Below are 13,571 nucleotides of genomic sequence, written 5' to 3'. Positions count from 1 at the left end.
TTCGGCGCGGTCCCGAGCTAGTCTGCCACAGCCTGCTGACTGTGCAGGGGTTCTGCGCAGCGGCTGGATTCCCCGGCATCCCTGGCGTTCCTCGCATCCCGCCGCAGCTGCAGCACGTCGGCCGCCAGGGCAGCCAGGTCGCGCAGGGTGGCTTCCTGCTCCCCGGTAAAGCTCCGGGCCTTCCGGTCCATGACGCACAGGGTGCCGAGTGCCTGGCCTTCGGCGTTGTGCAGGGGCACGCCGGCGTAAAAGCCGAAGCCGGGGGAGGCGGCCACCCGCGGGTCATCTGCAGTGCGCGGGTCCTTCTGCACGTCGTCAACAATAAAAGGGGAGTCTTCGCGCACGGCCACGGGGCAAAGGGAGTCCGCTGCATCTCCTGAACCGCGTTGCGTTCCGCTGCCGGACATGGTCCATACCCGGTCCCCGCCCACGATCGAAACGGCCGCCACCGGCACGTCCAGCATGCGGGCTGTCAGGGCAGTGATCCGGTCGAGGATCGGATCGGGTCCGTTTTCGGAAACCGCGGCGACCTCCTCCGCGGCGCGATCGCGCTCAGTGTCCGCTGCCGTGCTCCGCCGTCCGCGGCCGGCCGTAGCCAGGTCCTGCATGGCTTCGGAAACCTCGTGGGCCGAGGGCCGCTCCGCCGCCTCCAGCGCGGTCATGGCCCGCAGGATTCCCACCCACTCGGGTCCCAGGTCATCCGGAATCTCCGGCCCGCGGAACAGGCGCGCCAGTGCGCTTTCTACAGCCATGCCAGGGAAGGCACGGTTCCCGGTAAGGCAGCGCAGCAGCACGAGACCCAGTGAGTACACGTCGCTGTGCGGTCCGGCGGGCTCGGAACGAACCTGCTCCGGGCTCATGAAGCCGGCTGTGCCGGTGAACTCGTCTCCCTGCGGGTCCGGAGAGCCGGCCATCTGGGCGACGCCGAAATCCGTGAGTTTGGCGCGCAGCCGGTTCTCGTCTTCCCGGTAGTCAAAAAGCAGGATATTCGCGGGTTTGATGTCCCGGTGCACAATGCCGCCGCGGTGCATGTAGTCCAGGCCGATCGCCAGGTCGTACGCCAGGTGCGCCACCTGGCGGGGCGGCAACGTGCCCTTTGCCAGCCGGCGGCTGAGGTCCGAGCCCTGGACCAGTTCCATGGCCAGCCACACGATCGAGGTGCCCGACGGCGAAACCTCGGTGCCGGCGTCAAACAGTGTGATCAGGCTGTGGTGGTTGAGCTGGGACAGGACCTTGGCTTCTGCCTCGTTCCGGCTGCGTTCTTCTTCCGTGCGGGCCAGGGAGGCGATAAGTTTCACTGCCACTTCACGGCCCAGGAATTCATCTACTGCGCGGTGGACGGACCCCATGGAGCCGGAGCCAATTCTTTCCTGCAGGCGGTATCTGCCGCCCACGACCGTTCCTGGACCCATGTGCCTAGGCATCCGCGCACTCCTGTAAGAATCTAGTCCTGCCGGCGGGGGGATCGGCGGTGCGGAAACGATGTTGTTTCCTTTCCCAGTCTACTGTTGGGGCCATGCCAAAAGGCGGCAAGACAGGCGGTTGACAGGCGAAGACGGTGTCTTAGGTCACAGAAGCCCAGTTTGGCCCGAATCGATTTCGTGATGCGGAGAAAGTGCTGGTAGAGTTTTATGTCGTTGCCCCGGTAAGGGGCGATGCCCCGATAGCTCAGTGGTAGAGCGCCATCTTGGTAAGATGGAGGTCCCGGGATCGATTCCCGGTCGGGGCTCTCAATGGGAGGGTCCGCGTTTCCAGCCCCTGTTGTCCAACAGGGGTGAGGCACGCGGGCTTGACTCATTTATGGCGGTGTAGCTCAGTTGGTTAGAGCGCACGACTCATAATCGTGAGGTCGGGAGATCGAGCCTCCCCACCGCTACAGATCGACCCCCGGAGCCTGCTCCGGGGGTCCTTTTGTTGTCCGGGTTGGTGCCGGTCCTGCCTGGACGGTGGTCCGGCGGGCGCGGGACACGCTACCCCACCTGCCCCGGAACGAGCAACGACGGCGCGGGACGGCTTGTAGGATCGCAGGGGAGAGCAGGCTGTCCCGATCAACCGTGCGGAACCAACCGCACGGAACAACACGGAATAACACGGAATAAATCGCACGGAATCAATCGCACCGAACGCGGAACGAAAGATGCAGACCCGATGACTGAAAACCTTCCTGATCCGGAGCAGCCGGAAGCCTGGCCGACGCGGCGCGGACGCAGGGCTGCCGAAGCACGCCGGGCAGCCTACGTCGTAGAAACGCCGGCCACCGGCGCGGACGCGGATGCCGCACCCCAGGAGCTTCCCGCTGCGGACCAGGGGACCACAGGGGAGCAGGGACGTGCAGTGGGAAGCCCGCAGCCCGTCTCGGGCCGGCGTAGCCGGGTCCAGAACGCCCCCGGGGCACTGGCTGTTGCAAGCGTTCCGGTGGAACCCGGTTTCAGTCCCGGGTCCGTGCCTGAGCCGGAGCCCGCCCAGGCGTACGGGTCCGTGCCTGAGCCGGAGCCCGCCCAGGCGTACGAGCCCGTGCCTGAGCCTGAGCCCGCCCGGGCGTACGAGCCCGTGCCTGAGCCTGAGCCCGCGTATCTGCCTGAACCTTCCGTGCTCCCGGAGTCTTCCTTCGCTTCGGAGCCTTCTTTCGCGCCGGATGCCGCCCAGTTTGCGGATCCGGGCCCCGTCGCCGAACCTGCCCTCCTTCCGGAGCCGGCCTATGCTCCTTCCGATGCAGGCCACGGAGATATTGCGGCAGGCCAGTACGAAGGCGTCCAGCTGCGCGATGACGAACCCGAGCTGCTGGACCAGCCAGCGGACGGCACAGGCCGGGCCACCGAGGAAGCAAAACCAGCGGACGGACCGTCCGAAAGCCTGCCGGTCCAGCGGTGGGAGGATCCGAATCCGCGGACTACGGGGATTTCCAGGATTCCATTGCATACGGACCTGCCGGCGTCGCCCTTCCCGGCTGCAGTGCCCGAGCCCCCGGCCGAGCCGCCCACGAATTCCGATGAGCTTCCCCTGGCGGAGGGCCCGGTTCAGGCAGGAGAGGACTACCTCCCGGAGGATCCCGCAGAGATGCCCGTTGACCTGCGGGAGAAATCCCGTGCGGCCGTCCGCGGTGAACCGCATGACTTCCGCAGGGCGACCTTCCTGGACACTTCGACCGCAAAGATTCCGGCGACACGGGGTTTCCGCGGCTTCCTCGCGTCCATGGGGCTTCGTGTTGCCCCGTCAGCCAAGGAGCTCTCTGAACGCCGTGACATCCGGATGGTCAGCCAGCACTGGCCGGGGCCGCGGACCATCTCCGTAGTGAACGGCAAGGGCGGGGCCAACAAGACGCCCACCACGGTGATGCTCGCTGCACTCTTCGCGCGCAACGGCGGTGGGCCGGTTTTGGCGTGGGACAACAACGAGACCCGCGGAACCCTTGGCTGGCGTACCGAACAGGCCCAGCACGACTCAACGGTCATGGACCTGCTGCCCGAGACCGGGCTGCTGCTTTCTCCCAAGGCGCAGTCGGCCATGCTGGCGCGGTTCGTGCACCACCAGACTGATGACAAGTACGACGTCCTCCGCTCGAACCCCAATGTCCTGGCCTCAGCCCAGAAGGTAACGAAGGATGACTTCGATTCCCTGCATGCCGTGGCCTCGAAGTATTTCCGGCTCAGCATCGTCGACTCCGGCAATGATGAAAGTGCCGAGCGGTGGCTGCGGATGATCCACCACACTGACCAGCTGGTCATTGCCACCACCACTGTGGAAGAACACGCCGAGGCCGGTGCGCTCCTGCTCGAAGCGCTTTCCGAACGCGGGGGACGGTACGCGGAACTCGCCCGGGGCGCCGTCGTCGTCGTTTCCCAGGCGGACCGCAACGGCACTGACGCGCAGGCGCGGAAAGTCGCGGAGGCCTTCAGCGTCCTGGCCCGTGCCGCGGTGACCATCCCGTACGACCCTGCCCTGGTAAAGGGACAGATTCGTTACGCCTCCCTGCGCCCGGCCACGCAGCGTGCCTGGCTGAGGGCCGCGGCCGCCGTCGCCGGAGGCCTTTAGGGAGAAAGATCAGCTTGCTTAGTATTGCCTCTTTTCCTAGGGTAGGGGTCAGCGGCGGTTCAGAACGGACCGCCTGACCCACGAACGGAGGCAAAATGTCAGCACATGATATTTCCGGCAAGAAGGTCGCATTCCTGCTCACGGACGGCGTGGAGCAGATTGAACTCACCAGTCCCTGGGAAGCCGTGAAGGACGCCGGCGGACAGCCCGTCCTGGTCTCGCCCTCCAGCGGCAGCATCCAGGGATTCAACGGCGCCGACAAGGCAGACACCTTTACGGTCGACCTGGACGTGGCAGATGCCAGCGCAGCCGACTTCGACGCACTGGTCCTGCCCGGCGGTGTGATCAACGCCGACTACCTGCGCGTGAACGAAGATGCCCGCCGGTTCGCCCGGGACTTCTTCGCAGCAGGCAAGCCGGTGGCTGCGATCTGCCACGGTCCGTGGCTGCTGATCGACGCAGGTGTCGTCAAGGGACGGGACCTGACCTCCTTCCATACCCTGGAAGTGGACCTGCGCAACGCAGGCGCCAACTGGTCCGACGAGGAAGTCGTCGTCGATCAGGGACTGGTCACCAGCCGCACCCCGGACGACCTCCCGGCCTTCAACGACAAGGTCGTCGAGGAGATCTCAGAGGGACAGCACGCAGGCCAGCACGCCTAGCGTCGCCCTTTGCTCCGCCCCGGATGCCCTCGGGTATCCGGGGCGGAGTGCTGTCCAGGGCGTACCCGCACCCGGGCCCACGGCGGGTGCGCTAGCGTGAAAGGGAACCCGTTTTGCCTCTGGAGGCCGCTGCCGTATGATCAATTCTTCGTTCCTGTGCGGTGGCACAGGCTGGGACCGTGATGGTGCCTTCCTCCGGCTGTCCGATCCCGCCGGACAGCCGGCAGCCCTGCGGCTGGGGCACGGAGCGGAACTGCGCTTCCGCATCCGTTCCGAAGCGCCGCGCTACTGCCTGGGCTATGAGCTGGTCCACGAAGAAGGCCGGAAACCGCGTGCCTGCCCCGACCAGGCTGCAGCCGAGCGCGGATACCAGTGCCGGCGCTGCTTTTTCGCGGACGAAGGACGGCTGGTCCACAACAGCCACCGCGGCGGGGACCTGCCGGCAGGCCTGCGCAGCTTCCTTGCACGCCCGCAGTGGCTCTATATCGCGACGTTCGCAGACGGAACCACCAAGGTGGGAACCGCAGCAGACCAGCGCAAAACCCTCCGGCTCACGGAGCAGGGTGCGCTGGCAGCCCAGTACGTGGCACGGGCGGCCAACGGATTGCAGGTCCGCATCCTGGAAGACGCTGTTTCCTCAGGCCTGGGGCTGCCTCAGGCTGTGCGCTCCGGCCACAAATGCGCTTCCCTGGCCGCAGCGCTGCCGGACACTGTCCTGGAATCCATCAATGCAGGCCACGCTGATGATGCCAGGACTCTCCTGCTGGACCGCGAACAGCAGGGCTTCGACGTTGTGAAGGAGGCCTGGACCCGGCCGGAGGCCTTCGACGTCGTGCTGCAGAACCCCGGCGCCGGTCTGTATCCGCTTCCGCTTGGCGCGGGCGAGCATGGCCTGGTCCTCCGCGGCATGCTCGGGAGCACCGCACTCGCGGCAACTGACGACGTCGGCCTTTCCTTCCTTGCCGACCTCACCGCCCTGAAGGGACAGCGCCTTGAACTGGGCGCCTATTCAAGCGCCCTTCCGGCGCTGCAGGAACCGCTTTTCTGAGCTGTACCGCCGCCTGCCGGGCGGCCGGCCGTTTCGGCACTGCCAGCACCCCGACTGTATTCTGAAGCCATGCTTAACACCCCCTGGGAAACCGGATCTCCGCTGTACCGCCGCCTGGTTGTCATCGCTCTTTCCGTCACCGGCGCAGGAATCCTGATGGTCCTGCTCGGTGCGGTCACCAATCAGCAGATCATCATGTACCTGGCACTGCCGGTCATCGTGGTGGGCATGAGTGTGCACCTGAGCGGTATGGTGGTGCGAGCCCGCGACGCCCGACGCCGGATGAAGGGAACCAAATGAGCATCAACCCCGAGCTGGCTGGCCGGAGATACCCCGCCAGCGAGTCCTACCAGGTGGGACGCGAGAAGATCCGCGAGTTCGCCCGGGCTGTGAAGGCCAGCAATCCCGCCCACTTCGAAGTCGCTGCAGCACAGAAGCTCGGCTACTCAGATCTGGTCGCCCCTCCGACGTTAGCGATCATCGTGGCGCAGCGCGCCGACGCGCAGCTGATCGGCGATCCCGACGCGGGGATTGATTTCTCCCGGGTAGTGCACGCAGACCAGCGTTTTACCCACCACCGGCCAATCGTGGCGGGGGACGAGCTCCTGGCTGAACTGCACGTGGACACCGTCCGCGCCATGGGCGACGGTGCCCTGGTCACCACACGTGCCGAGATCTCCACCGTGGAAGGCGAGAAAGTCGCCACCACGGTTTCATCCATCCTCGTGCGGGGAGAGGGCCAGTAACCATGTCCATTGCACTGAGTGAACTCGAGACCGGCCAGGAGATTGGCCGCACCACCATCGAGATCAGCCGCGCGGACCTGGTCCGCTACGCCGGCGCTTCCGGCGACTTCAACCCCATTCACTGGAACGAACGTTTTGCACGCTCCGTGGACCTGCCCGGCGTCATCGCGCACGGAATGTTCACGATGGGAGCAGCCGTCCAGCTTGTTTCGGACTGGACCGGGGACCCCGGGGCCGTCATTGACTACCAGGCGCGGTTCACCCGCCCGGTGACGGTCGAAGACCTCGACGATGCGCCCGGCGCCGTCGTTGACGTCGTTGGAACCATCGGTGCCATCGACCCGGACAACTCAACGGCCCGTGTGGACCTTTCCGTGACGTTTAACGGCCAGAAGGTCCTGGTCAAAGCCCAGGCGGTGGTGCGGGTCTGGTGAGTGCCCTGACCTCGATACAGCTTGCATCACTGACGACTTCCCGGGTCGGCGGACCGGCCAGGCGTTACCTCAATGCCGAAACTGCTGACGAACTGATCTCGATGGTCCGGTCCGCGGATGAAGCCGGTGAACCCCTGCTCCTGGTGGGCGGCGGCTCGAACCTGCTGATCTCTGATGCGGGGTTCGACGGCGCCGTCGTGCACGTGGGGAACCGCGGCGTCGAGATCCTGGAGGGCAAAGGCAATACCGCGCTCGTCGAGGCGCAGGCCGGCCATCCTTGGGACGAGCTGGTCGCCTTCACCATCGCCCAGGGATACGCCGGTCTGGAAGCCCTGTCCGGCATCCCCGGACTGGCCGGTGCGACGCCGGTGCAGAACGTGGGCGCGTACGGAGCCGACGTCTCGCACACCATCGCCTCAGTGCGTGCCTGGGACCGTCAGACCCGGACGGAACGCCATTTCGGAGCAGGTGAACTCGAGTTCGGCTACCGCGATTCCCTGCTCAAGCGCACAACCGTGAACGGCTCGCCCCGCTATGTTGTGCTGAGCGTTCAGTTCTCCCTGACCCGAGGATCCACCAGTGCGCCCATCCGCTACGCCGAGCTGGCACGCGCCCTGGGCGTTGAAGTGGGAGATACTGCCAACGCCGCGGATGTCCGGCGGGAAGTGCTGCGCCTGCGTGCCGGGAAGGGGATGGTCCTGGACGCCGCGGACGCTGATACCTACAGCACCGGTTCCTTCTTCACCAATCCGATCCTGCCTGCTCCGGACGCTGACCGGCTCCCCGCCGGCGCCCCCCGCTACCCCGTGGCCGAGCCGGGCATGGTCAAGCTCAGCGCTGCCTGGCTGATCGAGCATGCCGGATTTGGAAAGGGCTTCGGTCTGCCCGGCACTCCGGGGGCTGAGCTTGCCGGCGGGCGGGCTGCCCTGTCCTCCAAACACACACTGGCCGTCACGAACCGCGGCTCTGCCTCAGCCGAAGACCTGCTGGCGGTGGCCCGCGCGGTCGCGGACGGCGTCGAACAGGCGTTTGGCATCCGCCTTCACCCGGAGCCGCTGCTCATCAACTGCGCGCTCTAGCCCCCGCTTAACCACCGAGAGGCCAGTTACGGCTCTTTTGAGACCTCAAAAGAGCCGTAACTGGCCTCTCGGCGAGAAGGGCAGGAGAACCTAGAGGTTGCCGGTGGCGATCCGCAGCATGCGGCGCAGCGGCTCGGCTGCTCCCCAGAGGAGCTGGTCGCCGATGGTGAAGGCGCTGATGTACTCAGGGCCCATTTCCAGCTTCCGGATCCGGCCGACGGGAATGTCCAGTGTGCCGGTCACAGCCACCGGGGTGAGCTGTTCCATGGTGGCTTCCTTGGTGTTCGGAACTACCTTGGCCCATTCATTGTCGGCGTCGATGATCCGCTCGATCTCGGCGACGGACAGGTCTTCGGTCAGCTTCAGCGTGAGCGCCTGGGAATGCGAGCGCATGGCACCGATCCGCACGCACAGCCCGTCGAACGGGATCCGAGCGGCGCCGGCGGTGTTGCGGCCGAGGATCTTGTTGGTCTCCGCGCCGCCCTTCCACTCTTCCTTGGACTGCCCGTTGCCCAGGTCCGCGTCGATCCAGGGGATGACCGAACCGGCCAGCGGAACGCCGAACTGCGAAGAATCCATGGAAGGATCCTTCTGCTGGGCCAGGACCGCGCGGTCGATTTCGAGGATGGCCGACGCCGGATCAGCGAGGTTCGCTGCGACAGCGGAGTTCAGGGAACCGAACTGGTTCAGCAGCTCGCGCATATGGCGGGCACCGCCGCCGGACGCTGCCTGGTAGGTCATGGACGTGCCCCACTCAACGAGACCGTTGCGGAACAGCCCGCCCAGGCCCATCAGCATGCAGGAGACGGTGCAGTTGCCGCCAACGAAATTCTTCACGCCCCTGGCCAGGCCGGCGTCGATGACGTCGCGGTTGACCGGGTCCAGCACGATAATGGCGCTCTCGTCCATGCGCAGGGTGGAAGCGGCATCGATCCACAGGCCGTCCCAGCCGGCGTCGCGCAGCTTGGGGTAGACCTCGGAGGTGTAGTCCCCGCCCTGCGCGGTGACAATAATGGGCAGCTTGGCCAGGGTCTCGATGTCATACGCGTCTTCCAGGGTGCCCGCACCCTGGGCGAAATCCGGAGCGGAGCCGCCGGCGTTCGACGTGGAGAAGAAGACGGGGTTGATCAGGTCGAAGTCGCCCTCGTCCTGCATGCGCTGCATGAGGACGGAACCGACCATGCCCCGCCAGCCGACGAAGCCCGCGGTGGGAACAGAGGAAGCTGCTGTTGTCATGGTTTCAGTCTAGGCCAGCGGCTCGCGGCCGTCCTGATCGGTTACGTTCCGGTTCCGGGTCCACAGTGCGAACCGGTACTGAAGTCCGTTGCCGGAGGTGTACCAGCCCTGTGCGGGGCTAACGCCGGTGAACGTCCACTCCGACCCAAGCCGGGGAGCGTAGCTGTCGCCCTCAGTTTCGGTATTGATGACGGTGACGACGGCGATGTCCGCCAGGGGTTCGGCTTCGCCGTAGACCTGCGATCCGCCGACAATCCAGATCCTGTCGCTGCCTTCGCTTCCCTCCGCTGTCTCCAGCGCCGCTTCCAGGGACGGGACGACGACGGCGCCCAGCGGCTCCAGCTCCGCAGCGAGCCCTTCGCGGGAGGAGATCACGATGTTGGTGCGCCCCGGCAGCGGGCGGAAGGCGTCGGGGAAGGACTCCCAGGTGCGCCGGCCCATGACGACGGGGTGCCCCAGCGTGCTGTCCTTGAAATGTTTGAGGTCTTCGGGCAGGTGCCACGGCATGCCGCCGTCCTTGCCGATGACTCCGTTGGTGGTCTGTGCCCAGATCATGCCCACCAGGGGGACGCCGGAGCCGCCCATGCCCCGGGAGGCCAGCGCCTGGTCAAGGTCCTGGCCGTCGGCGTCGGCGACGCCTACGGGGTAGTAGTGCATGGAATCTGCGAACTTGTTCAGATCGTTCAAGGCGGGTGCCCTTTCACACGGCGATAGGTGCCTTGATGCCCGGGTGGTGCTGGTAGTCCAGGACCTCGAAGTCATCAAGTTCGTAGTCGAAGATGCTCTCAGGCTTCCGCCTGAGCCGCAGTCTAGGATACGGGAACGGCGCGCGGGTGAGCTGCTGCGTTACCTGGTCCATGTGATTGTCATAGATGTGGACGTCGCCTCCGGTCCAGACGAACTCGCCGGGTTCCAGGCCAACCTGCTGCGCGACCATCAGCGTCAGCAGGGCATAGGAGGCAATGTTGAAGGGGACGCCCAGGAAGGTATCCGCCGAGCGCTGGTACAGCTGGCAGGAGAGTTTTCCGTCGGCAACGTAGAACTGGAACATGGCATGGCAGGGAGGCAGTGCCATGTTCTCGACTTCAGCCGGGTTCCAGGCCGTGACGATATGCCGGCGCGAATCCGGGTTGGTCTTCAACCCCTCGATGAGCTTCTGAATCTGGTCGATCTGCCCGCCGTCCGGAGTGGGCCAGGAGCGCCACTGGACGCCGTAGACCGGGCCGAGCTCGCCGTCGTCGTCCGCCCATTCGTCCCAGATGGTGACGCCGCGTTCCTGCAGCCAGCGCACGTTCGAGTCTCCGCGCAGGAACCACAGCAGCTCCAGGGCCACGGACTTGAAGTGGACCCGCTTGGTGGTGATCAGCGGGAAAGACTCACTGAGGTCAAAGCGCATCTGGCGGCCGAAGACGCTGCGGGTTCCGGTGCCTGTCCGGTCGGACTTCCGGGTGCCGTTCGCCAGGATGTCGCGGAGCAGGTCTTCGTACGGGGTGGGAATGGTGGTCACTGCTCCAGTGTAGTAGCGGGCTGGCGGTGGGCCAGTGCATCGCGCAGGAGCGAGAGCACAACGGCGTCGCTGAGCCCGTGCCGGCCTGCCGCTGCGGTGAGGAGCCCGACGGCGGCGCCCACTTCAGCGGGAACGGTACCGGGTTCGGCGGCGGGCGGGGCAGCGCGCTGTGCAATGACGGTGCCGCGGCGGCGGAGGGCTGTGACCGTTCCCTCGGCTTCGAGTTCCTTGTACGCCCGCGCGACGGTTCCAGGGGCGACACCCAGATCCGAGGCGAGGGTGCGGATGGTGGGCAGGCGGTCGCCCGGTGCCAGGGCCCCGGCGGAGACAAGGGTGCTCACCTGGGCACGGATCTGTTCATACGGCGGTACGGGGGAGCCCAGATCCACCTGGATCTGTGCGCTCATGCCCGCTGCGCAGGCGAGAGGTCTGCCCGCTCGGCGTACCGCGGGTCGTCCGGGAAATGGGACGGACCGAACTGGCGCCACGCAACGACAATCGCTGCGAGCAGCAGCAGGGAAGCCACTGCATTGCTCTGCTGGACCAGTGGAGCGAGCCAGGTCAGGGGAGGTTCGACTTCTATGTCGCGGATGTACGTGTGGGCCCACGGACTGTGCAGGGAGACGTCGAAGAACACCAGTCCCGCGGCCGCGAGGCACGTGGCGGTGCTGGTGCGCGCCAGCCGGAACAGGGCGACCCGGCGCAGCCTGAGGTCAACGTCGCGGTCTGCCGGCAAAGCCGGCCGGGCCAGCACCTTCCGTGACACCAGATAGGTCAGCAGCGGCAGCAGCAGGACCAGCAGGGTGGCGGCGAGGGCGAAGCGCCAGTCGAAAAAGGGCTCGGGAGCTGTGACGGGGCCGGGCTGGCCGGCCCCGGGCCCGGAACGCGCGTTGGCTGCGGACTCAGCGAATGCCTGGGCTGCCCGGTCCACGGACGGCGCAAGCAGCGCGGTACCCAGGAGGGTTCCCAGGGCCAGCGCTGCGGCAGCCGTTCCGGTCCACCCGAGCCAGCGCGGCGGCCGGACGAAGTCATAGGCCCCAGGGTCAAGCGGTCCGGCGGCGGGCGAGTGTTTCCGAATCCGGCGGGCAGAGGTGTATTCCGTCAGCGCACAAAGGAAGGTAAAGCTGCCCGCTGCTGCCGCCAGGGCGAGGGGTGCTGCGGTCCGGTACTCCCAGTTGGGGGCAAAGATCCCGATCCAGGCAACCCCTGCGAGCAGCGTGCCGCCGATGGTCAGGCGCAGGCTCGATGCCAGTGACTTCACCGCCAGCGGCGAGGATGCGGGGACGGCGCCGGCGAAGGCGGACGGTTCCGGCAGCGGGACCCGGGGAGCCCGCTTGAACAGTGCCAGGATGCCGGCGAATAACAGGGGCAGGGACAGGTTCCGCAGGCCGTCAGCGGCAGGGCTGAGCCCCGGCGGGTCCGGATAGTTGCCGAGGAAGATGCCCCCGGAAGAGGCCAGAAGCAGCATCACAGCGGCCGCAGTTCGCAGTACCCGGTGGGCTGAAGCCCTCCGCAGTGCGGCGTCGGCTTCCGGGGCCGTGCCCGGAACAGCAGGCCGGACCGAGATGAGCTTCAGGACCCCGGCAACCGCCGCCACGGTGAGCAGGAGCCAGGGCGCCCAGCCTGCCAGAAGCTGCCGGGCAGGCACTGAACCGGGATCACGGGCCAGCGTCGTCGCCAGGATGAGCAGGTTGTAGGCCAGGAAGATACAGGCCAGGCCCGTCATATACCGGGGGATCAGGGCGCGGACTCCGCGGTGTTCCAGGCGGGCGGTGCGGACGGTTCCGCGCGGCCGCGGCCAGGTGAGTTCCCCGGCGGCAAGCACGGCCAGGGCGAAGACCGTGGGTGCGCCCAGCTGCACCACTGCGGAGGAGAACGCGTAGTGTCCGTCCCACCAGAGTTCACCGCCGGTTTCCCGCAGCACCGGCTGCAGCACTCCGGGAAGCCACAGCGCGGTGCCCAGTGCGACCATCCCGATCCGTCGGGCGTACTTCTGCGCCGCTTCAGTAATGGTCCGGGGGTCGGTGCCCGGCTTCGGCCGGACGGTGAGCATCATAAAGGCGACCACCACAGCGCAGAAGACCATGGTGCCAATAACCGATAGTGCGGCCGCAGCCATGTGGAGCCCCCGAACTCATCCGCGAATATTTGTACCGAGTCTCTGGTACAAAACTCCGGGCGTCAAGGGTCTTCCCCTCGAGGGGAAAGGGGGGGCGGGGATCAATCGCACAACCACTCGAGATAGCAGAAACTGCCCGTATGAGCGCTCATACGGGCAGTTTCTGTCATCTCGTTAGAGGGCGCCGCCCGCGGCCTCGGGAGCACCCGAGTCCTCGCCGCCGTCGCCCACGCGCTCGCGGGCCATAAAGTTTTCCAGGTCGAAGAGGTTGTCAGCGCGGCGGGCCACGGTCAGCAGCGTGCTCATGGACGCCACCTCTTCCACCTGCTCCTTGAGGAACCAGAGCATGAACTGCTCACCGAGGGCATCGCCTTCGGCGCGGGCAGCAGCGAACAGGGCCTCAATCTGCGAGGTGACCTGCTTTTCCTGTGCGAGTGCAAGTGCAATCGGCTCCACGACGTCCGAGAAGTCGTTCTTCACTGCAGCGATGCCGGGGATCCGGACGGGCAGGTCCCGGTCGAGCATGTACTGGACCAGCATCATGGCGTGGTTCCGCTCTTCGACGGACTGTGCATAGAAGTGGCGTGCCAGCTGCGGGAGGTCTTCGCTGTCGAAGTAGACGGCCATGGCCACGTACTGCTGCGAGGCGTTGAATTCGTTCCCGATCTGGGCTTCAAGGAGTTCGGTGAATTTGCTCATAGCCCCACA

The 13,571-nt window shown here is 66.4% G+C and carries 14 protein-coding genes and 2 tRNA genes; 9 read left to right on the top strand and 7 right to left on the bottom strand.

The features are described 5' to 3' along the window. Window positions 1-17: 17 nt before the first annotated feature. On the bottom strand, window positions 18-1,394 hold the full coding sequence (locus tag NF551_RS13095) for a protein kinase domain-containing protein (RefSeq protein ID WP_227894223.1): 1,377 nt from the start codon (window positions 1,392-1,394) through the stop codon (window positions 18-20). Between the two features lie 263 nt (window positions 1,395-1,657). On the opposite strand from NF551_RS13095, the gene NF551_RS13090 reads away from it, so the two are divergent. The 9 genes from NF551_RS13090 to NF551_RS13050 all read left to right on the top strand — a co-directional run bounded on the left by NF551_RS13090 (window position 1,658) and on the right by NF551_RS13050 (window position 8,001). Further along, window positions 1,658-1,729 (top strand) — tRNA-Thr (locus NF551_RS13090). Window positions 1,730-1,802: 73 nt separating this feature from the next. Further along, a tRNA-Met gene (locus tag NF551_RS13085) sits at window positions 1,803-1,876 on the top strand. A 272-nt stretch (window positions 1,877-2,148) separates the two neighbouring features. Further along, entirely contained in the window at window positions 2,149-4,032 is a 1,884-nt protein-coding gene (locus NF551_RS13080) for a hypothetical protein (protein ID WP_227894224.1), read from the top strand. A gap of 95 nt (window positions 4,033-4,127) precedes the next feature. Then, entirely contained in the window at window positions 4,128-4,694 is a 567-nt protein-coding gene (locus tag NF551_RS13075) for a type 1 glutamine amidotransferase domain-containing protein (protein WP_227894225.1), read from the top strand. A gap of 136 nt (window positions 4,695-4,830) precedes the next feature. Beyond that, on the top strand, window positions 4,831-5,742 hold the full coding sequence (locus NF551_RS13070) for a DUF2797 domain-containing protein (protein ID WP_227894226.1): 912 nt from the start codon (window positions 4,831-4,833) through the stop codon (window positions 5,740-5,742). A gap of 69 nt (window positions 5,743-5,811) precedes the next feature. After that, window positions 5,812-6,042, top strand: coding sequence for a hypothetical protein (locus NF551_RS13065; protein WP_227894227.1), 231 nt, complete (start codon window positions 5,812-5,814; stop codon window positions 6,040-6,042). Continuing rightward, window positions 6,039-6,488: an FAS1-like dehydratase domain-containing protein gene (locus NF551_RS13060; protein WP_227894228.1), complete on the top strand. Its 450-nt coding sequence runs from the start codon at window positions 6,039-6,041 to the stop codon at window positions 6,486-6,488. The genes NF551_RS13065 and NF551_RS13060 overlap by 4 nt, the downstream gene beginning before the upstream one ends. A 2-nt stretch (window positions 6,489-6,490) precedes the next feature. Beyond that, window positions 6,491-6,922 carry a MaoC family dehydratase gene (locus NF551_RS13055; protein WP_227894229.1) on the top strand — a complete coding sequence of 144 codons (432 nt, stop codon included), beginning with the start codon at window positions 6,491-6,493 and terminating at the stop codon, window positions 6,920-6,922. 5 nt (window positions 6,923-6,927) lie between these two features. After that, window positions 6,928-8,001, top strand: a complete 1,074-nt coding sequence (locus tag NF551_RS13050) for a UDP-N-acetylmuramate dehydrogenase (RefSeq protein WP_227894580.1) — start codon at window positions 6,928-6,930, stop codon at window positions 7,999-8,001. A 90-nt stretch (window positions 8,002-8,091) separates the two neighbouring features. On the opposite strand, the gene asd is transcribed toward NF551_RS13050, so the two are convergent. The 6 genes from asd to NF551_RS13020 all read right to left on the bottom strand — a co-directional run bounded on the left by asd (window position 8,092) and on the right by NF551_RS13020 (window position 13,562). Beyond that, window positions 8,092-9,237, bottom strand: coding sequence for an aspartate-semialdehyde dehydrogenase (asd, locus tag NF551_RS13045; RefSeq protein ID WP_227894230.1), 1,146 nt, complete (start codon window positions 9,235-9,237; stop codon window positions 8,092-8,094). Window positions 9,238-9,246: 9 nt separating this feature from the next. After that, on the bottom strand, window positions 9,247-9,924 hold the full coding sequence (locus tag NF551_RS13040) for a dihydrofolate reductase (protein WP_227894231.1): 678 nt from the start codon (window positions 9,922-9,924) through the stop codon (window positions 9,247-9,249). A 13-nt stretch (window positions 9,925-9,937) separates the two neighbouring features. Then, a complete protein-coding gene (locus tag NF551_RS13035; RefSeq protein ID WP_227894232.1) occupies window positions 9,938-10,744 on the bottom strand; it encodes a thymidylate synthase in 807 nt (268 codons plus the stop codon). Then, on the bottom strand, window positions 10,741-11,151 hold the full coding sequence (locus NF551_RS13030) for a GntR family transcriptional regulator (RefSeq protein ID WP_227894233.1): 411 nt from the start codon (window positions 11,149-11,151) through the stop codon (window positions 10,741-10,743). The genes NF551_RS13035 and NF551_RS13030 overlap by 4 nt, the downstream gene beginning before the upstream one ends. Beyond that, the gene (locus tag NF551_RS13025; RefSeq protein WP_227894234.1) at window positions 11,148-12,863 is read right to left on the bottom strand and encodes a hypothetical protein; all 1,716 of its coding nucleotides are present in this window, start codon (window positions 12,861-12,863) and stop codon (window positions 11,148-11,150) included. The genes NF551_RS13030 and NF551_RS13025 overlap by 4 nt, the downstream gene beginning before the upstream one ends. Before the next feature lie 174 nt (window positions 12,864-13,037). After that, window positions 13,038-13,562: a ferritin gene (locus tag NF551_RS13020; protein ID WP_227894235.1), complete on the bottom strand. Its 525-nt coding sequence runs from the start codon at window positions 13,560-13,562 to the stop codon at window positions 13,038-13,040. Window positions 13,563-13,571 lie beyond the last annotated feature (9 nt).

This window comes from Arthrobacter caoxuetaonis (genome assembly GCF_023921125.1).
GTDB classification, from domain to species: domain Bacteria; phylum Actinomycetota; class Actinomycetes; order Actinomycetales; family Micrococcaceae; genus Arthrobacter_B; species Arthrobacter_B caoxuetaonis.
This window is presented reverse-complemented; position numbering and strand designations above follow the sequence as displayed.